The sequence below is a fragment of the Streptomyces sp. NPDC001903 genome (assembly GCF_042891345.1).
Lineage (GTDB): Bacteria > Actinomycetota > Actinomycetes > Streptomycetales > Streptomycetaceae > Streptomyces.
Window position 1 is genome coordinate 238,564 of record NZ_JBIASZ010000009.1, and the last position, 19,999, is coordinate 258,562.

The window sequence follows — 19,999 nt, forward strand, 5'->3', positions numbered from 1 at the left end:
GTTCCGTCGGCTCCCGGCGGCTGCCGGCACGCCTCCCGCCAGGCTGCCGGCCGCCGGTCAGCGCGCCGGCTCCCGAACGGGGGCGTTGTGCCGGGCGTGCGCGATGAACGCCCGGGCGGCCCGGGTCAGCGGCCGACGGGCGTGGGCGATGCCCACCGGGCGCAGCAGCGGCGGGGTGAAGGAGCGGATCTCGGCGCGGCTGCCGAAGGCCCTCAGCACCACGTCCCGGTACCAGATCAGGGAGCCGCGGCCGTCGGTCACGCCGGTCACCCAGGCGAGCCGCTCGTCGACCTCGAACGCGGGCACGGGCCGGACCCCGAGGCAGCTGAACATGGCCTCCATCTCGGTACGCCGCCCGGTGCCCGGGGTCGGCAGGACCATCGGCAGGCCGTCGAGCATGCGGAACGGCACCGGGTCGGGCAGCCGGGAGCCCGCGGGCGAGACCAGCACCACCTCGCGCTCCTGGATGTGGTGCGTGGACAGCTCCTTGTCCACGGGCAGGTCGACCAGGGCCAATTCGGAGGTCCCGTCCAGGAGTTCCTGCACCAGTGACTCCCGACCGTCGTGCTGCTGCAGCCGTACGTGCACCCCGGGATGGCGCGCGGTGAAGCCCGGGACCAGCTCGGAGGCCAGGTCGAGGGCCAGGGTGGGGGTGGTGACGAGGGTCAGGGTGGTCCGGCCGCCCTGGCCGCTCGGGGTCCCGATGTCATCGATGGCGTCCACCGCGTCGAGGACGGTACGGGCCAGTCGCACCACGCGGGTGCCCTCGGGGGTCAGGTCCACCCCTCTGCCCCGGCGGGCGAGGAGCTCGATGCCGAGGTCGCGCTCCATGGCCTGGACGGCCCGGGACAGGGCGGACTGGGCAACGAAGACCGAGGCGGCCGCGCCGGTGATGGAACCGCAGTCCGCGACGGCGACGAGGTAACGAAGCTGCGCGAGTGTGGGGGTCATGACCGGACGGTAACCGCGCGAGGTTGACCCCGTAAGGGGCGCCATGGTGAACAACTGCCCGAATTTGACGAGGTGTTCATGCCCAGGGGGCGCCGAGGCATACCGGTCGGGCATGAGCCCCGCCTCCTGCCGTACGTCGGCGCCCGCTCCCGCAGCGGCCGCCGCGCCGGGGAACACCGCAGGTGGAGGGCCAGAAGGGGCCCCACAGGGAGTGCCGTCGGGGCGGTACCGCGCCGTCCGGAAACGCTCCGGTACGTGAAGGACCTTACTCCGCATGGCCGTTGACACTGCAGGGCGACCACCGCACGATGCATCCCGGCGTCAGGGGAATTGACCAACGTTCAAGCCCGTCCCACCCAGACGGGTTGCCCGGCCACCTGTACCGGCGGGGAGCTGCGTGCGCGCACTCCCCGCTGCCCCCGCTCGGCCCGCACGCCCCTGCGCCCCCGCCCGCACCCGCTCACCCCTGTGCCCCCGCAGGCCCCGCACACCGCTCACCCCGCTCACACACCGCTCACCCCGCTCGCCCTTGCGCCCCGGCCTGCCCGGGGGTGCACCGCCACGCCGTGCCCAGCCCTGCGCAGCTGGCGACATGTGACACAGCACTCGATGAGGAGCGCCCGTGACCCCCCAGCCCATGCCGTCCCCCCAGTCCGGCGAGCCGTCCCCGCGGTCCGCCGCGCCGCGCGATCTGGTGGTCGCGCTCAGCCCCTTCGAAGAGCCGCAGCCCCGGATCGTGATCGCCGCCGAGCGGGCGGGCAGCCTCGGGCTGCTCGACCTCGGCCGGGATCCCGACGCCGCGCGGGCCGCCTTCGCGGAGCTCGCCCGGCGGCTCGGCCCCGGGCGGCGCCACGGCGTACGGGTGCCCGCCGGCTGCCCCCTCGGGCCCGAGCAGCTGCCGGCCGAGGTGGACACGGTGCTGCTCGCCGACCCCGCCGAGCACACGCCGGAGCGGGTGGCCGGCTGGGCGGCGGCGCCCGGGCGGCCGCGCGTCTGGGCCGAGGCCACCGGCCTGGCGGAGGCACGGGCCGCGGTGGCCGCCGGGGCCCGGGCGGTCGTCGCCAGGGGGCACGAGGGCGGCGGCCGGGTGGGCGGGGCCACCACCTTCGTGCTGCTGCAGCAGCTGCTCGCCGGTCCCGGCATCGGCGTGCCCGTCATCGCCCGCGGCGGGATCGGCCCGCACACGGCGGCCGCGGCCGTCGCGGGCGGGGCCTCGGGCGTACTGGTCGACGTACAGCTGGCCCTGACACCGGAGGGCGAGGCGGGGCTGCCCGCCGAAGTGGCCGCGGCGATACGGGCGATGGACGGCTCGGAAACCCGGATGGCCGACGGCCACCGGATGTACGCGCGGCCCGATCTGCCCTCGCCGGAAGGGCCGGCCGCTCCCCTGCTCGGGGCCCGGGACCTGCAGACACAGCTGCTCCCCGTCGGCCAGGACGGGGCCACCGCGGCGCGGCTGGCCGCACGCCACCGCACCACGGGCGGAGTCCTCCAGGCCGTCCGGGCCGCCGTCACGGGGCATCTGGCCGCCGCGGCACGGGTACGGCCGCTCATGGCGACCCGGCCGATCGCCCAGGGCCCGATGACCCGGGTCAGCGACCAGGCGGCCTTCGCGGAGGCGGTGGCCGCCGCGGGCGGGATCCCGTACCTGGCGCTCGCGGTGATGGAGGGGCCGGACGTGCGCCGGCTGCTGGCCCGGACCGCCGAGCGGCTCGGGGACCGGCCCTGGGGCGTGGGCCTGCTCGGCTTCGCCCCTCCCGAGCTGCGGCGGGAGCAGCTGGCCGCCGTGGCCGAGACCCGGCCGCCGTACGCGATCATCGCAGGCGGCACCCCGGCGCAGGCGGCCCCGCTGGAGGCAGCCGGGACCCTGACCCATCTGCACGTGCCCTCGCCGGGCCTCCTGGAGCGGTATCTCGCCGAGGGGGCGCGGCGGTTCGTGTTCGAGGGGCTGGAGTGCGGCGGCCACGTCGGGCCGCGCGCCTCCTTCCCGCTGTGGGAGGAACAGATCGAGCGACTGCTCGCCTGCTCCGAACCGGCCGCCCTGGACGTGCTGTTCGCCGGCGGGATCCACGACGAGCGGTCCGCGGCGATGGCCGTCGCGGCCGCCGCCCCGCTGGCCGAGCGGGGCGCCCGGATCGGCGTCCTGATGGGCACGGCCTACCTGTTCACCGAGGAGGCCGTGGCGGCGGGCGCGGTCACGCCCCGGTTCCAGCGGGCGGCGGTGGAATGCGCGGACACCGTACTGCTGCACACCGCGCCCGGCCACGCCACGCGCTGCGCGGACACGCCGTACGCCCGCACCTTCGAGGAGACCCGGCAGCGGCTCGCGCAGGGCGGGACCGGGCCGCGCGAGATGTGGGAGGAGCTGGAGCGGCTGAACCTGGGGAGGCTTCGGATCGCCAGCAAGGGGCTGCGCCGCGGCGAGGGCACGGAGTTGGAGGCCGTCGACGAGGAGCGGCAGTACGCGGACGGGCTGTTCATGCTGGGGCAGGCAGCCACGCTGCGCGGCGGGACGACCACGGTCGCCGCCCTGCACGCCCAGGTGACCGAAGGGGCGACGGAGCTGCTGGAGCGGCGGGCCGCGGAAATCGCCGCTTCGAGCGGCGGGCGGGCGGTCGGCGGGACCGCCGACCCGCTCGACGTCGCCATCGTCGGGATGGCCTGCGCCTATCCGGGCGCCCCCGACCTCGCCGCGTACTGGGCACAGATCCTGGCCGGCCGGGACGCGGTGACCGAGGTCCCGGCCGAGCGCTGGGACCCGGCCCTCTACTACGACGCCGACCCGGCGCGGGCCGGCGAGCGCACCCCCTCGCGCTGGGGCGGTTTCCTGGACCCGGTGCCCTTCGACGCCCTCGCGCACGGTATCCCGCCGTCCTCGCTGGCCGGGATCGAGCCGGTGCAGCTGCTGGCCCTGGAGATCTCGGCGCGGGCCCTCGGGGACGCCGGTTACGGGAAGGACCGGGAGTTCGACCGCTCCCGGACCTCCGTGGTCTTCGGGGCCGAGGCGGGTACCGAACTGGCGGGCGCGTACGGGCTGCGGGCGCTGCACCCCGCCTACCTCGGAGAGCTCCCGCCCGATCTGGACGAGCAGCTCCCCCGGCTGACCGAGGACTCCTTCCCCGGGATCCTCGCCAATGTGATCGCGGGCCGGGTGGCCAACCGGCTCGACCTCGGCGGCGCGAACTGCACGGTCGACGCCGCGTGCGCCTCCTCGCTGGCCGCGCTGGACCTGGCCTGCCGCCAACTGCGCGACGGCGACAGCGACATGGTGCTGTGCGGGGGCGCCGACGTGCACAACGGGATCAACGACTACCTGCTGTTCGCCTCGGTCCGCGCCCTGTCACCGGGCGGGCGCTGCCGCCCCTTCGACTCGGCGGCCGACGGGATCGCCCTCGGCGAGGGGGTGGGCGCGCTGGTGCTGAAGCGGCTGGCGGACGCGGAACGGGACGGCGACCGGGTGTACGCGGTGATCAAGGCGGTCGGGGCGTCCAGCGACGGGCGCTCGCTGGGGCTGACCGCGCCGCGGCCGGAGGGGCAGCGGCGGGCGCTGGAGCGGGCCTATGCGCGGGCGGGCGTCTCGCCGGGCGAGGTGGGCCTCGTCGAGGCGCACGGTACGGGCACGGTGGTCGGCGACAGTACGGAACTGGGCGTGCTGAGCGAGGTGTTCACGGCGGCCGGGGCCGGGGTGGGCTCGTGTGCGCTGGGTTCGGTGAAATCACAGCTCGGGCACACCAAGTGCGCGGCCGGCCTGGCCGGGCTGATCAAGGCGGCCCGCGCGGTTCATGCGGGGGTCCGGCCGCCGACCCTGCACATCGACCGGCCGAACCCGGCCTGGCAGGCCGGTACCAGCCCGTTCATCTTCGACACCGAGGCCCGGCCGTGGGCGGTACCGGTGGAGCGGCGGATCGCGGGGGTGAGCGCGTTCGGCTTCGGCGGCACCAACTACCACGCGGTGCTGGCCGGTTACGCGGGCGCCGAGGAGCCGGAGCAGGGCCGGGAGGACTGGCCGGCGGAGCTGTTCTGCTTCCGCGGCGAGGACCGGCGGGCGGCGGGGCGGGAGATGGCCCGGCTCGCGGCGCGGCTGGAGCAGAACGACGCGGCCGGGCGGCCGTGGGCGCTGCGGGACCTGGCCGCGGAGGCGTGCGGCGGCGGCTCGGGGCCGGTGCGGGTGGCGGTCGTGGCCGCGGACCTGGACGAGCTGGCGGCCCGGCTGGAGCGGGCGCGAGGATTCACCGCGGGTGACGGGGTGCACGTACGGGAGGATTCGGCGGATCCGGGGCAGGTGGCGTTCCTCTTCCCCGGGCAGGGCAGCCAACGGGTGGGCATGCTGGGCGAGTTGTACACGGCCTTCCCCGGACTGCGGGTCCTGCTGGACTCCGCTCCGGGCGCGGTGGTCTCGGCCCTCTTCCCACCGGGGGCGTTCACGGCGCAGGACCGGGCCGCGCAGCGGGCGGCGATCACGGACACCCGCGTCGCCCAGCCGGCCCTCGGGCTGGCCGGCGCGGCCGCGCACCGGCTGCTGGGGCGGCTCGGCGTACGGCCGGACTGCGTGGCGGGCCATTCGTACGGGGAGCTCACGGCGCTGTGGGCGGCCGGGGTGTACGACACGGAGAGCCTGCTGCGGCTGAGCGCCCGCCGGGCCGGGGCGATCCTGGCGGCCGCCGGGGAGGATCCGGGGTCGATGGCGGCGGTGTCGGCCGCGCCGCAGGACGTGCGGGAGCTCGCGGAGCGGGCCGGCTGCGTGGTGGCCAACCACAACGCACCCCGGCAGTGCGCGATCTCGGGGCCGGCGGCGGCGGTCGCGGCGGCCGTGGAGTCGCTGCGCGCGGCGGGAATCCAGGCGCAGCCCCTGCCGGTGGCCTGCGCGTTCCACAGTCCGGTGGTGGCGCAGGCGGCGACCGGGCTGGCGGCCGAGCTGGCCGGGACGGCGGTTGCCGACGCCGCCGTCCCGGTCTGGTCGAACACGACGGCGGAGCCGTATCCGGCCGACGCCGATGCCGTACGCCTTCTCCTGTCCCGGCAGGTCGCGGAGCCGGTCCGGTTCGTGGACCAGGTGGAGGCCATGTACGCGGCCGGTGTCCGGACGTTCGTGGAAGCGGGACCGGGCCGGGTCCTGTCGGGCCTGGTGGGCCGGATCCTCGCCGACCGCCCCCACACGGTGGTCCCGCTGGACGTGCCGGGTGAGCACGGGCTGGCGCGGCTGGTCGAGGCCCTGGCCGAACTGGCCGCGGCCGGCGTCCCGATCACCCCGGAGGCCCTGTTCCGCGGCCGCACCGCCCCCCTCCCGGACCGAGCCCCCCGCCGCCCGGGCTGGCTGGTGGACGGCCACCTGATCCGTACGGCGGCGGGGACCCCGATCCCTGGCGGCCTCCGGCCCCCGCGCCGCGTCGATGCCCCCGTCCCGGCGCCGGCGCCCGGTCCGGAGCTGCCCGCGGTGCAGGCAGAGCCCGACCCGCGCCAGGAGGCCGTGTTGGAGTACCTGCGCGGCTCCCGCGCGTTGATCGAGGCCCAGAGAGACGTCCTGCTCGGCTACCTGGGGAGCGCGGCGGCCCCGCCCGGAGTACCGGCCGTCCTCGGCGATGCGCCGGGCCTGCCCGGAGCGGCGGGCGGCGAGGCGTGGTCCGTCGCCTGGGGGGTCGGCGCGAACGGCCACGGACCGGCGGGCACGGCGGACCCGGGAGCGTGGGCCGCCCCGGCGGGTGCCCAGACCTGGACCGGCACGGGGGACGTCGGCGCGGACGGCGACGGGACGGCATGGCCCCGGTGGCCGGAGGAGTCGGCGCGGGATGCCGACGGTGTCGCTCCCGCGGTCGGTCGGGAGCCGGGGGCGCGGGCGCGGGCCGGGGCAGGGTCCGCCGAGGAGGTGATGGACGCCGTCCTGGAGATCGTCCACACCCGGACCGGATACCCGCGGGACATGCTCGACCCCGAGCTGGACCTGGAGGCGGACCTCTCCATCGACTCCATCAAGCGGGTCGAGATCATCGGCGCCCTGGCCGACCGGATCGGCCTCCCCACCGACCCCGGCGGCTCCGCCGAGTCGGCCGTGGAGGAGCTGTCCCGGATCAAGACCCTGCGCGGCATCGTCGACTGGGTGACCGCCCACGCCTCCGGGCCGGCAGCCGCTTCAGGACCTGCTCCGGCCCCCGCAGCGGGAGAGGCCTCGGTGGCGGTGGCGGTCGACGCGGCAGCGGTGGCGGCGACCGGACCGGTTCCGGAACCGGCTGGAGCAGGGCCGGCGGCGGCCGGAGCGGTTCGACGAATGCGGGTGGACCTGGTGCCGGTGGCGGCGGCCGGCGGGGATCCCGACGCGCTGCGGGGCCTGCGGATCGGGGTGGTCGAGGACGGACAGGGGGTGGCGCTCGCGCTCTGCGGCGCCCTGGAGGCGCACGGGGTCCGGGCCGAGACGGTGGCCGGGGCCGACGCCGGATTCGACGGAGTCGTGGACCTGTCCGCGCTCCGGGCCGGCCAGGAGCCCGTGCTCCCCGCCGCCTTCCCGGGGTACAAGCGCGCCCTCACCGGCGGTGTCCGGCGGCTGCTCCTCGGCTCCGCCCCCGACAGCGGACTGCACGGCTTCGCCCGGAGCGCCGCCCTGGAATTCCCCGGCGCCCTCGTCCGTGCCGTCGACCTGCACCCCAAGGAGGACCCGGGGCGCATCGCCGCCCAGCTGCTCGCCGAGCTGTGCGACGACGGTGAAGACCTCGCCTCCGTCGGGTACACGGCCGAAGGGGTCCGGGTCACCCGCCGCCCGGTCCCGGCGCCGCTCCCCTCGCCCGCCGCGACGCCCGGCGGGAACCCGCTCGGGCCCGGGTCCGTCGTGCTGCTGAGCGGCGGGGCGCGCGGCATCACGGCACGGACCGCGCTCGCCCTGGCCCGGGTCACCGGATGCCACGTCGAGCTGGTGGGTCGGACACCCGAACCACCGCACCAGGACGACGAGTTCGTGCACGCGGGCGACCGGGTGGCGCTGCGTGCCGCCCTCATCCGCAGCGGGCTGCGCACTCCCGCCGAGATCGAGGCCGCGGCCTCGCGGATCCTGGCCGCGCGAGAGGTGCGGGCCACGCTGGCCGCCCTCGCCGCCACCGCCGCGTCCGTCCGCTACCACTGCGCCGACGTCACCGACGCGGCCGCGGTACGGGCCGTCGTGGCCGACGTACGGGCCCGGCACGGCCGGCTCGACGGCATCGTGCACGGCGCCGGGGCCCTGCGCGACGGGCTGCTCTGCGACAAGGAACCGGCCGTGTTCACCGAGGTGTTCACCACCAAGGTGGCCGGCGCCCGGAACCTGGCGGCCGCGGCCGCCGAGCACGGCAGCACCCCCGCCCCGGCCTTCCTGGCCCTCTTCGGCAGCGTCGCCGGGGTGTACGGAAACCGCGGCCAGAGCGACTACGCCGCCGCGAACGACGCCCTCGACGGGCTCGCGCTGACCTGGGCCGACACCTTCCCCGGCCGGGTGCTGTCCGTCGACTGGGGCCCCTGGGCGGCCGAGGCCGGCGGGATGGTCACCCCCGAGCTGGAACGCGCGTACGCCCGGCGCGGGATCCCGCTCATCTCCCCCGAGGCCGGGACCGCCGCGTTCCTCGCCGAGCTCGCGTACGGCAGCGACGTACAGGTGGTCCTGATGGCGGAAAAGGGCGCCGGCCATGAGTGAGCTCCAGCGCCGCGGACCCCGGCCGACCGACGCCGCCATCGTCGGCATGGGAGCCGTCTTCCCGGGCGCCGCCGACCTGGCCGCCTACCGGCGCAATCTGCTCGCCGGTACGGACTCCATCTCCGATGTGCCGCCGGGGCGTTGGGACCCGGAGGTGTACTACGACCCGGAAGGCGCCGCCGGGCCCGTGCGCGGAGACCGGTTCTACTGCCGGCGCGGCGGCTTCGTCGACGGGCTGGCGGCCTTCGACCCGACCCGGTTCGGGATCATGCCGGCCGCCGTGGAGGGGGCCGAGCCGGACCAGATGCTGGCCCTGCACGCGACGGCCGAGGCGATCGCCGACGCGGGCGGCGAAGACCGGATGCCGGCCGACCGCTCCCGGATCGGGGTGGTGCTGGGGCGCGGCGGGTTCATGGGCGTGGCGACGGCGCGGCTCGACCAACGGGTGCGCACCGCACACCAGTTGGCGCAGACCCTGCGGGAGCTGGCGCCCGAGCTCGGCGAGCGGCGGATCGGGGAGGTGCGGGCCGCCTTCCAGGAGGCGCTGGGGCCGGAGCGGCCGGACGCCTCGATCGGGCTGGTGCCGAGTTTCACGGCCGCCCGGACGGCCAACCGGCTGGACTTCCGCGGGCCCGCCTACACCCTCGACGCGGCCTGCGCCTCCTCGCTCCTGGCCGTGGACCAGGCGGTGGGTCTGCTGGCCGGCGGGCGGTGCGACGCGGTGGTCGCGGGGGCGGTCCACCACTGCCACATCGCCACGCTGTGGAGCGTGTTCACACAGCTGCGGGCGCTGAGCCCGAGCGAGCGGATCCGCCCCTTCGACCGGCGGGCGGACGGGACCCTGCTGTCCGAGGGCACGGGCGTGGTGCTGCTGAAGCGGCTGGCCGACGCGCAGCGGGACGGGGACCGGATCTACGCCGTGATCCGCGGCACCGGGGTGGCGGGGGACGGCCGGGCGGCCAGTCTGATGAGCCCGCTGGTGGCCGGGCAGGTGCGGGCACTGGAGCGGGCCTGGCGGGAGGCCGGGCTGGATCCGCGGGCCCCGGGCGCGCTGGGGCTGCTGGAGGCGCACGGCACCGGCACGCCGGTGGGGGACGCGGCCGAACTCGACACGCTGGCCGAGGTCTTCGGGCCGCCCGATGCCTCGGGAGCTCCCGGGATCGGCTTCGGCTCGGTGAAGTCCATGGTGGGACACACCATGCAGGCCTCGGGCATGGCCGGGCTGATCAAGGCGGCCCTCGCCGTGTACGAGGGGGTGCTGCCGCCCACCCTTCACCTTCAGGAGCCGCATGCGGACCTGGCCCTGACCCGGATGCGGCCCGTGACGGCGGCGGAGCCGTGGGAGCGGGGGCCGCAGCCGCGCCGGGCGGGGGTCAACGCGTTCGGCTTCGGCGGGATCAACGCGCATGCGGTGCTGGAGGAGGCCCCGGGCGCCGCCGTGCCGGGGGCGCCCGTACGCCGCTTCCTGCCGCTGGGTTCCGGGGGCGGGCCGGCGGCGGGAGCGGGTGCGCGGGAGGACGTACTGCTGCTCGCCGCGCACGGTCCGGGCGAGCTGGCACAGCTGCTGGCCGCCGGGTCGGGGTCCGCGGGCGACGGTCCGTGCCGGCTGGCCGTGCTCGGACCGACCCCGCAGCGCCTCGCGCTCGCCGCGAAGGCGGTGGAGCGCGGCCGGGCCTGGCGGGGGCGGGGGGACGTGTGGTTCACCCCGGAGCCGCTGGGCGGGGGTACCGCTTTCCTGTTCCCGGGTCTGGAGCCGGAGTTCGCGCCGGTGCTGGACGACGTCGCGGACCGGATGGGGCTGGAGCGGCCGCGGCTGGGGCGGGGGGCCGAGTTGGTGGAGCGGGCGCTGGACGCCCTCGCGACGGGCCGGTTCTTCGCACGGGCCCTGCCGGAACTCGGCGTGAGGGCCGATGTGCTGGCCGGGCACAGTCTCGGCGAGTGGGCGGCGATGGTGGCCGGCGGGATGTACCCGCGCGACGCCGCCGACGCCTTCCTGGACTCGCTGCGACCCGGGTCGCTGAAGGTCCCGGATCTCGTGTACGCGGCGCTGGGCTGCGGGGCGCGCCGGGCGGAGGCCGCACTGCACGGCCTGGACGGGGTCGTGGTCAGCCACGACAACTGCCCGCACCAGTCGGTGGTGTGCGGGGACCCTCGAGGGGTCGAGCAGGTCCTGGAGCGGCTGCGGCGGGAGGGGGTGCTCGGGCAGGAGCTGCCGTTCAGGTCGGGGTTCCACACGCCGATGTGGGAGCCGTACCTGGGGCAGGTCCGGGCGGCGTTCGCGCGGCTGCCGCTGCGCCGGGGTGATCTGCCGGTGTGGTCGGCGACGACGTGCGCGCCGTTCCCGGACGATCCCGCGCAGGTGCGCGAGTTGGTGGTGCGCCACCTACTGGAGCCGGTCCGCTTCCGCGAGTTGGTGCTGCGCCTGTACGAGGAGGCGGGGGTCCGGACGTTCGTGACGCTGGGACCGGGCAGCCTGCCGGGGTTCGTCGAGGACACCCTGCGGGACCGCCCCCACCTCTCGGTGGCGACCTCCTCCCCTCGCCTGTCGGGACTGGCCGCCCTCCGGCGCACCTGCGCCGCGCTGTGGGCCGAGGGGCACGCCCCGCACTGGGACCGCCTCCGCGACCCGGCACCCGCCACCCGCCCCGCGGTCCGGGGCCGACCCGTCCCGCTGGACCTCGGCTCTCCGCTGGTCCACCTCGACGAGGCCGCCCGGACCCGTCTCGGCGGCCTGGCGGGCGGGGGCGCCGCGCCCGCCCCGCGCGGGGGCCCGGGCACGGCCAGCGGCGCCGCCCCGGCGGGCGGTCCGGGGGCGCACCGGCTGCGCGTGTCGCTCGACGCCATGCCCTACGTACGCGACCACTGCGTGTACCTCCAGCCCGACGGGTGGCAGGAGGACTCCGACCGGTTCCCCGTCGTGCCCATGACGACCATGCTGGAGCTGGCCGCCGACGCCGCCCGCCGGTACGCCCCGCCGGGCTCCGCCGTCCTCGGCTACGACGACGTACGGGCCCTGCGGTGGCTCCCCGCCGCACCCGCCCTCGACGTCGAGGTCAGCGCCCGCGCCGACGGCCCGGGACGGGTCCGGGTCGGGCTGGGCCCGTACGCCTCCGTCGTCGTCCTGCTCGGCCCGGGCCACCCGCGGCCGCCCGCTCCCGACCCGACGCCGCTGCGCGATCCGCGCCCCGCGCCCGTCAGCGCCGAGGCGCTGTACCGGGACCGGTGGATGTTCCACGGGCCGCGCTTCGCCGGTGTCCACGAGGTGCGGGCCGTCGGCCCGGACGGCATCCACGGGGTGCTGCGCGCGCTCCCCGACCCGGGTGCGCTGCTCGACGCCGCCGGGCAGCTCTTCGGGCACTGGATGCAGCTGCGGCTCCCCGTGGACCGGCTGGTGTTCCCCGCCACCGTCGACCGGATCCGGTTCTACGGGCCCCCGCCCCCGCCGCACGCCCTGGTCGCGGCCATCGCCCGGATCCGCGAGGTCCGCGAGGTCACCGTCCGCGGTGATCTCGAACTCCTCGACCCCGGCGGTCGGTTGTATGCCCGGATCGAAGGCTGGACGTACCGCCGCTTCGGCGCGGACGAGCGGGTGTGGCCGATGAAGTTCACCCCCGAGGTGTGCGGGATCGGCGAGCCGCAGCCCGCCGGCTGGTGCCTGGCCCGGCGCCGGTGGACCGATCCCGCCTCGCAGGAGCTGGTGATGCGCCGCTACCTCGGCGCCGCCGAGCGCGCGGCGTACGAGCGGCTGGCGCCGCGCGCCCGGGCGCCGTGGCTGCTGGGCCGCATCGCCGCCAAGGACGCGCTGCGGCAGCTGCTCTGGGACGGCGGCGCCGGGCCGGTGTTCCCGGTCGAGGTCCCGGTCGGCAACGACCCGGCCGGACGGCCCGTCGCCGAGGGCGTCCTGGTCCGCGGCGTCCGGCTGTCGATCGCGCACAAGGACCGGGTGGCCGTCGCCCTGGCCCACCCCTGGCAGCCCGTCGGCATCGACGTGGAGCCGGTGACCACCGATCCCGACGCCTTGGTCCGGGTCGCGCTCACCCCCGCCGAACTGCTGCTCGCCGAGGAGCTGGCCGCCCGCGAGGGCACCGGGCTGCCGGCCGCCCTCACCGCCCTGTGGTGCGCGAAGGAGGCCGCCGCCAAGGCCGCCGGCACCGGGCTCGGCGGCAGGCCCCGGGAGTGGCGGGTCGAGGACGACCCCGGCGCGGGCGGGCTGCGCGTGCTGTCGCCCGAGGGGCAGCCGTACCCGGTCCGCACCTCCTCCCTGCCCGCGGCCGAGGCCGAGGGCGCACCCGGTCCCCGGTACGAAACCGGTTCCGGCCCGGGCTCGGGCCCGGGCACAGGCTCCGGCTCCGGCTCCGGCTCCGGCGGACACCTCGTCGCCTGGACCGCCCACCCCGCGGCCCCCTCCCCCGTCCCCTTCCACCCCAAGGAGACCAGCCATGGCCACCACCACTGACATCCTCGCCGAGATCACCGGCATGCTCGTGGAGATCCTCGGCGACGAGTTCCTGCTCGCGGAGGAGGTCACCATGAGTACGAGCTTCAACGAGGATCTCGCCCTGGAGAGCATCGAGTTCGTCGCCCTCGCGGAGCTGCTGCACGAGCGCTACGGGGCCGAGGTGGACCTCATGGGCTTCCTCGCCGAGAAGGACATGGACGCGATCCTCGCCATGTCGGTCGGCGAACTCGTCACCCACATCAGCCTCGTCACCCACGCCTCCCTCGCCCGCACCTCATCGGCGAAGGCGGCGACGGCTGCGACGGCAACGGCGAGGACGGCCGCGGCAAAGGCTCCGGCCGCGACCGCCTCCGCCCCGAAGGCCGGCTGAGCCCGCCATGGCCCTCGTCCCCGCGGGCTCGCTCCGCTTCCACGTCCAGCGGCTCCCGGCCACCGCCGAGGCCGCCGGTCCCGACCGTCCCGTCGTCGTCTTCCTGCACGGGCTGGTCGTGGACAACCTGTCCTCCTTCTACTGCCCCCTCGCCGTCCCGGTGGCCCGGGCCGGCCACGAGGCCGTCCTCTACGACCTGCGCGGCCACGGCCGCACCGAGCGCCCGGCCACCGGCTACGACAGCGGGACCGCCGTACGGGACCTCGTGTCGCTGCTCGGCGCGCTGGGGCTCGGGCACCGGCCGGTACACCTGGTCGGCAACAGCTACGGCGGCACCCTGGCCCTGCACGCCGCCCTCGCCCGGCCGGACCTCGTCGCCGGGCTGACCCTGCTGGAACCGCCGCTCAGCGGGGCCTGGGTGGAGAACATGGTGGACACCCTGTCGGCGGCCGCGCTCAGCCTGGAGGACAGCCCGGTCCCCGCCGAGCTGCTCACCCTGCGGCTGCGCAAGGCGGCCAACCTCACCTCGATCGCCGACGAACTGCTGAACCGGACCAGCCTGATCGACGACATCGCGGCGAGCCGCGCCTTCACGGTCGCCGACTACGCCCGACTGGACTGCCCGGCCCTGATCATCTGTGGCGAGCATTCGGAACTGGTGCCCGGGGCCCGCGAGTTGGCACGCCACGCGCCCCGCGCCACGATCGAGATCCTGCCCGGTCTCGGTCACGACGTACTGAAGGAGAGCAGCGGGGTCCTGCGGGAGACCGTGCTCGCCCATCTCGAGGCGACGGCGACGGCGACGGCGGGCGCGGAGCGCGGCTCGCGCGGGGCGCGGGCCCCGCGGGCGGGAGCGCTGGTCCGATGAGGGTGCTGTTCACGGTCCCGCCGCTGGCGGGGCACGTCAACCCGACGGTGGCGGTCGGCGCCGAACTCGCCGCCCGGGGGCACGAGGTGGCCTGGACGGGCCCGGCCGGGGCACTGGCCCGGCTGCTGCCCGCGCACGCCCGCGTCCTGCCCGCCGGGGACGAGGCCGGCGGCGCATACGCGGCCCTGCACGAGCGCTGGCGCGATCTGCGCGGGGTCGGGGCGCTGCGCTTCCTGTGGGAGGAGGCACTGGTCCCGCTGGGGCTGGCGATGGTGCCCGGGGTGACGCGGGCCGTACGGTCCTTCGAGCCGGATCTGCTGGTCGCCGACCAGCAGGCGCTGGCCGGTCCGGTGGTCGCCCGGCGGCTCGGGATCCCCTGGGCCACCTCCGCCAGCACGTCGGCCGAGCTGACCCGGCCCTTCGCCGATTTCCCGAAGGTCGGGGAGTGGGTCTCCGGGCAGATCTCCGGATTCCTGGCGGCCTGCGGGATGCCGGAGGCCGGCTGGGACCCGCGGTTCTCCGAACGGCTGGTGATCGTCTTCTCGACCCCCGAACTCGTCGGCGCCGGTGCGGATTTCCCTGCCCACCACGCCTTCGTCGGGCCCGCTCTCGGGGCCCGGCCGGCCTCCTCCCACTTCCCGTGGCAGCGACTGGATCCGGAGCGCCAGCGGGTGCTGGTCTCGCTGGGCACGCTCAACCAGGAGGCCGGCGGCCGGTTCTACGCCACCGTGCTGAAGGCGGCCGAACGACTGGCCGCCGAGGTTCAGTTGGTCCTGGCCGCGCCCGCCGCCCTGGTCGGGCCGGTGTCGGCGGACGTACTGCTCCAGGAGCGGGTGCCGCAGCTGGAGCTGCTGCCGCATCTGGACGCCGTGGTCAGCCACGGCGGGCACAACACCGTCTGCGAGGCGCTCGCGTACGGGCTGCCGCTGGTGGTCGCGCCGATCCGCGACGACCAGCCGATCGTGGCCCGGCAGGTCGTCGAGGCCGGGGCGGGGGTACGGGTGCGGTTCGGCAGGACCCGGGCCGAGGAACTGTGTGACGCGCTCACGGCCGTGCTGGACGATCCCGGCCATCGCCGGGCCGCCCGGCGGATCCAGGCCTCCTTCGCCGCGGCCGGCGGGGCCGCCGCCGCGGCCGACCGGTTGGAGAAGCTGTCATGACGCCACCCCCCTTCCACCGGGTCCGGTGGACCTCCGCGCTGACCCTCGCCGCGCTCGGCGCGGGTACGGTGCGTGCCCGGCGCCGGCTGCGGGCGATCCCCGTACTGCCGGCGCCGCCCTCCGCGGCGGACGGACTCCCGCGCGCCGCGGGGTGGCGGTTGCTCACCGCGCGCGGGGTCGAGGTCGATCCGGCCACGTTCCTGGCCGCCTGCGCGCACGCCGAGCGGGAGGGCCTGCGGGTGCTGGACCTGCTGCCGGCCGACCTCGGCGCCGAGCGGGTGCTGGGGCTGCTGCGGCTGGTCGATCCCGCCGGGTACCGCGAGGACCGGCTGGCCGAAGGGCGCGGGGCGGGGTACGCCGTGCTCGTCGCCGAGGAGGTGCTGGCGAGGGCCGGGGTGGACCCGGACGGAGCGGACCCGCACGGGGCCGGCGGTCGGGAGCCCGCCGATCTCCTGGCACTGACCCGCCGTTTGAAGGAGTACGCCGCCGACTCCACGGGCCTCGCCATCGCCCCCGCCCTGTCCGTCGGCCGGTCCGGGGATCCGGCGGGCGCGGTACGGGCGGCCGAGCTGCGGGCCCAGGGGCTGCCGCCGGGGGTGCTGGCCGCCGCGCAGTTCGCCGGGCTGGGGCTGCTGGCGGGGCTCGCCGTACGCCAGGGCCGGTGGGGGGCGGCCGCGGCCGGGATGTACTGGCTGCAGCCCTACCTGGTGCTCGGCGGGCCGGGCGGCCCGCTGCGTCCCGCCGATCTGCCCGGCGCCACCGCCGCCCGGCCGGCCCGCTCCCTCGGCGCTGCCGCGGGAACGGCCGCCGCGGTCCTCCGCGGTAAGCCCGCCGCGGCGGACGCCGAGGCCGACGCCGCCCGCGCGGCCGCCTACCGGGCGGAACTGGCCCGCGGCAGCGACCGGTTCCTCGAACCGCGGCGGACGAACTGCCCCTGGTGCGGCTCCGAGCAGCTCTTCGTACGCGTCCGGGTGCCCGATCTCCTCCAGGGCAAGCCCGGCCGGTTCACCCTGGAGCAGTGCGCGGACTGCCGCCACGTCTTCCAGAACCCCCGACTGACCCTGGACGGACTGGAGTTCTACTACCGGGACTTCTACGACGGGCGCGGCGGCGAGGGCGCCGGGACGGTGTTCGGCCGGCTCGGCGACGCCTACCGGGGGCGCGCCGAGATGCTCCGCCCGCACACGGTGGACGCCCCGGCCTCGTGGCTCGACGTCGGCACCGGGCACGGCCACTTCTGCAACGCGGCGCGGGCCGTCTGGCCGGACACCCGCTTCGACGGGCTGGACATGGGCGAAGGGGTCGGCGAGGCCGAGCGGCGCGGCTGGGTGGAGACCGGGTTCCAGGGCCAGTTCCCGGAGTTCGCGGAGAAGCTGGCCGGCCGGTACGAGGTGGTCAGCATGTACCACTACCTGGAGCACACCCGCGATCCGCTCACCGAGCTGGACACCGCGGCCGCCGTCCTCGCCCCCGGCGGGTTCCTGGCGATCGAGCTGCCCGACCCCGAATCCCGGATGGCGCGGCTGCTGGGGTCCGCGTGGCTGCCCTGGTTCCAGCCCCAGCACCAGCACCTGATCCCGGCGTCGAACCTGCGCGAGGCGCTGGCCGAACGCGGGTTCACCATCCTGGCCGAGGAGCACGGCGCCGCCCACCAGGGCAACGACTTCTTCGGCGCGGTGGCCCTGACCACCACCCGGCTGGCACCGGATCCGGACCGCCCGTGGGCTCCCCCGCCCACGCGCCGCGGGCGGGCGCTGGCGCATGCCGTACGGGCGGCCGCGCTGCCCTGCTTCGCCGGCGCGGCGGCGCTCGACGCGGTGCGGACGGCCCTGGCCCGGCGCACGGACGGCGGGAACGCCTACCGGCTGCTGGCCCGCCGCGACGACGACCGGCTGCCGACGGCGGTCGGGGAGGACCGGTGACGCGGGCCCGGTCGGGCGGCGCGGCCCCGGGCGGCCGCGCCGCGCCCGTCGGCCCCGTACCGGTCGGCGGCCCCGTACCCCTCGGGCCCGCCCCCGTCGGCCCCGTACCGCCGGACCTCGCCCGGCGGGCCACCGCCGATCCGCTGTTCCGGCTCGTCGCCTACGCGCTGGAGGCCGCGCACGGGCGGCCGCCGGCCGCCGTCTGGAGCGCCCCGTACGCCTTCCACCTGGGCTCGCCCGGACTGGTCGCGGCGGCCGGCTGGCCGGTGGCGGCCGCCGCCGCGCCGCGTACGGACGGGCTGGTGCGGCTCAGCTCCCTCGGACACCCCGCCGACAGCTGCGATCTGCCGCTGACCCCGGACGGGTCGGCGCCCGCGGCCCCCGCCTGGGCCGTCCGCCCGTACGCCCTGCTGCGGGCCCTGGCCCGCGCCGGGTACGGGCGCGGCGGTACCGACCTGCACCTCCAGGGCTCCCTCACGGAGGCCGCCGGGCTGGCCACGGCGGAGCCCGCCGACTGTGCGACGGCGCTCGCGGTGGCCGACGTACACACCCCGGCGGACACGGATCCGGACCGGGAGGGGCTGGCCCGGCTGCTGGCGCGGGCGCTGCCGGACGGCGACGACGCGCTGCGCAGGGCGGTGCTGTTCGCCCGGGCCGGCCGGGCCCTGCTGACGGACACCGGGGAGGAGCGGCGCCACGTCGGCTTCGATCCGCCCGCCTCGGGGACGCGGCTGGTGCTCCTCGCCGTCCGGGGGGATCCCGCGGACCGGGCGGCCGAACTGGCCCGGGCGGTGTCCTGCGCCCGCCGGGCCGGGGCGCTGAGCGCCTGGCCTCCGGGGCGGCGGCCGGGGCGCGGCGTGCTGGTGCTGCTGCCCGCGTCGCGCCTGACGGCGGTACGGGCCGTCGTGGCGGTGGACTTCCGGGGCCGGGGCCGGCCGGTACCGCGCTTCCTGAACATCGCCGTGGCCGGTGCGGCCCGGCGGGAGGAATGAACCACCCGCGAGGAACGGACACCCGGACCCTCACCCACACCCACACCTGCACTCACACCCAGGAGGAACCGCTCATGCCCTCACCCATGGCCGCCACGAGACGCAGGGCCCGCCGGTCCGCGCTCGCGGCCGCACTCGGCGCGCTCTGCCTGCTGGGCGCCTTCTCCGTGGCCGGCTCGCAGGCCGCCGAGACGGGCTCGGCGACCGCGCGGACACCCGCGGCCGCCGCCCTGCCGACGTACGACCACGTGGTGGTCGTCGTGTACGAGAACAAGCAGTACGGCGAGATCATCGGCAGCGCGAACGCCCCGTACGTCAACCAGCTCGCGAACGGCGGCGCCAGCCTGACCGGCATGAAGGCGCTGACCCACCCCAGCCAGCCGAACTACTTCAACCTGTTCTCCGGCGCCACCCAGGGCATCACCGGGGATGGCTGCTACACCCCGCAGTCGATGAGCGCGGCCAACCTCGGGCAGGAGCTGATCGCGGCCGGGAAGACGTTCGCCACGTACAACGAGGACCTGCCGGCCGAGGGGTCCACGGCCTGCACCAACGGCCAGTACGCGCAGAAGCACAACCCGTGGTTCGCCTTCAAGAACGTGCCGCTGAACACGGGGAAGACCTGGGCGCAATTCCCGCAGAACAACTTCGGGGCGCTGCCGAACCTGTCCTTCGTCGTACCGAACCAGTGCAACGACATGCACTCGTGCTCGGTGAACACGGGTGACACGTGGACGAGGAACAACCTCGACGCGTACGCGCAGTGGGCGAAGGCCAACAACAGCCTGCTTGTCCTGACCTGGGATGAGGACAACTACCTCGGCTCCAACCAGATCGCCACGGTCTTCCACGGGGCGAAGGTGAAGACCGGCAAGTACGCCACCGCCTTCAACCACCACCATCTGCTGCGCACCTTCGAGGACCTGTTCGGCACGGCGACGCACGCGGGCAACGCGGCGAACGTCCAGCCGATCACGGAGGTCTTCGACGGCTCCACGACCCCGACGCCCACCCCCACGCCGACGCCCACTCCCACCCCCACTCCCGGTGATCTCAAGCTCGCCGACCCCGGCCCCCAGACCTGCAAGTTCAACCAGACCTGCACCATCCAACTCACCGCCACCGGAGGTAAACCCGCCCTCCGCTACACCGCCACCGGACTCCCCTTCGGCCTCACCATCGACACCAACACCGGCCGCATCACCGGCAAACCCTGGGCCACCGGAACCCTCCAGATCACCGCCACCGCCACCGACACCACCCCCACCACCGCCACCACCACCTTCCCCCTCACCATCAACTGGTTCTGATCAACGGCCGGGGGCGGGCGCACACCGCCCGCCCCCGAGGCCGCGCTTGGTTCCATGCGAAACAGTGACATGCATCACCACGGGGCAACTGATCACGGAAGCATTACGTCCGTTCACCTCTCCCCGACATGTCGATATTTGTCCCACTCGAATCGACATTCCCCTCTTCGCCCGACATGGGTATCACCGGCAACAACACCCTCAGCGGCAACTTGCCACGTCACAACCGTGTCTGATGGTGGATCCCGATCTCACGCGGCCGGCCGACCACCCGGTCAGCACGACTGTCCGCCCTTTTCAAGCCCGGCGCCCGGCG

General features: G+C 76.2%; 9 protein-coding genes. 8 read left to right on the plus strand and 1 reads right to left on the minus strand.

The window, feature by feature from the left end; genetic code table 11:
• Positions 1-57: 57 nt before the first annotated feature.
• A complete protein-coding gene (locus tag ACFYZS_RS21785; RefSeq protein ID WP_389014942.1) occupies positions 58-951 on the minus strand; it encodes a LysR family transcriptional regulator in 894 nt (297 codons plus the stop codon).
• A gap of 637 nt (positions 952-1,588) precedes the next feature.
• Between ACFYZS_RS21785 and ACFYZS_RS21790 the strand changes: the two genes are divergently transcribed.
• The 8 genes from ACFYZS_RS21790 to ACFYZS_RS21825 all read left to right on the plus strand — a co-directional run bounded on the left by ACFYZS_RS21790 (position 1,589) and on the right by ACFYZS_RS21825 (position 19,683).
• Complete coding sequence (locus ACFYZS_RS21790; RefSeq protein ID WP_389015183.1) at positions 1,589-8,602, plus strand: SDR family NAD(P)-dependent oxidoreductase; 7,014 nt, start codon at positions 1,589-1,591, stop codon at positions 8,600-8,602.
• Complete coding sequence (locus ACFYZS_RS21795) at positions 8,595-13,058, plus strand: beta-ketoacyl synthase N-terminal-like domain-containing protein (RefSeq protein WP_389014945.1); 4,464 nt, start codon at positions 8,595-8,597, stop codon at positions 13,056-13,058. The genes ACFYZS_RS21790 and ACFYZS_RS21795 overlap by 8 nt, the downstream gene beginning before the upstream one ends.
• Positions 13,042-13,431 (plus strand): acyl carrier protein, encoded by a 390-nt coding sequence (locus ACFYZS_RS21800; protein ID WP_389014948.1) that lies wholly within the window; start codon positions 13,042-13,044, stop codon positions 13,429-13,431. The genes ACFYZS_RS21795 and ACFYZS_RS21800 overlap by 17 nt, the downstream gene beginning before the upstream one ends.
• 7 nt (positions 13,432-13,438) lie before the next feature.
• Positions 13,439-14,299, plus strand: coding sequence for an alpha/beta fold hydrolase (locus ACFYZS_RS21805; protein ID WP_389014951.1), 861 nt, complete (start codon positions 13,439-13,441; stop codon positions 14,297-14,299).
• Positions 14,296-15,459, plus strand: a complete 1,164-nt coding sequence (locus ACFYZS_RS21810; protein WP_389014954.1) for a glycosyltransferase — start codon at positions 14,296-14,298, stop codon at positions 15,457-15,459. The genes ACFYZS_RS21805 and ACFYZS_RS21810 overlap by 4 nt, the downstream gene beginning before the upstream one ends.
• Complete coding sequence (locus ACFYZS_RS21815) at positions 15,456-17,381, plus strand: methyltransferase domain-containing protein (protein WP_389014956.1); 1,926 nt, start codon at positions 15,456-15,458, stop codon at positions 17,379-17,381. Before ACFYZS_RS21810 ends, ACFYZS_RS21815 begins: the two co-directional genes overlap by 4 nt.
• The gene (locus ACFYZS_RS21820; RefSeq protein ID WP_389014959.1) at positions 17,378-18,373 is read left to right on the plus strand and encodes a galactokinase; all 996 of its coding nucleotides are present in this window, start codon (positions 17,378-17,380) and stop codon (positions 18,371-18,373) included. The genes ACFYZS_RS21815 and ACFYZS_RS21820 overlap by 4 nt, the downstream gene beginning before the upstream one ends.
• Before the next feature lie 74 nt (positions 18,374-18,447).
• Positions 18,448-19,683 (plus strand): alkaline phosphatase family protein, encoded by a 1,236-nt coding sequence (locus ACFYZS_RS21825; protein WP_389014962.1) that lies wholly within the window; start codon positions 18,448-18,450, stop codon positions 19,681-19,683.
• Positions 19,684-19,999 lie beyond the last annotated feature (316 nt).

Coding starts and splice junctions, on each gene's coding strand:
- ACFYZS_RS21785 (WP_389014942.1), bottom strand. CDS start 951: ATGACCCCCACACTCGCGCAGCTTCGTTACCTCGTCGCCGTCGCGGAC.
- ACFYZS_RS21790 (WP_389015183.1), top strand. CDS start 1,589: ATGCCGTCCCCCCAGTCCGGCGAGCCGTCCCCGCGGTCCGCCGCGCCG.
- ACFYZS_RS21795 (WP_389014945.1), top strand. CDS start 8,595: ATGAGTGAGCTCCAGCGCCGCGGACCCCGGCCGACCGACGCCGCCATC.
- ACFYZS_RS21800 (WP_389014948.1), top strand. CDS start 13,042: ATGGCCACCACCACTGACATCCTCGCCGAGATCACCGGCATGCTCGTG.
- ACFYZS_RS21805 (WP_389014951.1), top strand. CDS start 13,439: ATGGCCCTCGTCCCCGCGGGCTCGCTCCGCTTCCACGTCCAGCGGCTC.
- ACFYZS_RS21810 (WP_389014954.1), top strand. CDS start 14,296: ATGAGGGTGCTGTTCACGGTCCCGCCGCTGGCGGGGCACGTCAACCCG.
- ACFYZS_RS21815 (WP_389014956.1), top strand. CDS start 15,456: ATGACGCCACCCCCCTTCCACCGGGTCCGGTGGACCTCCGCGCTGACC.
- ACFYZS_RS21825 (WP_389014962.1), top strand. CDS start 18,448: ATGCCCTCACCCATGGCCGCCACGAGACGCAGGGCCCGCCGGTCCGCG.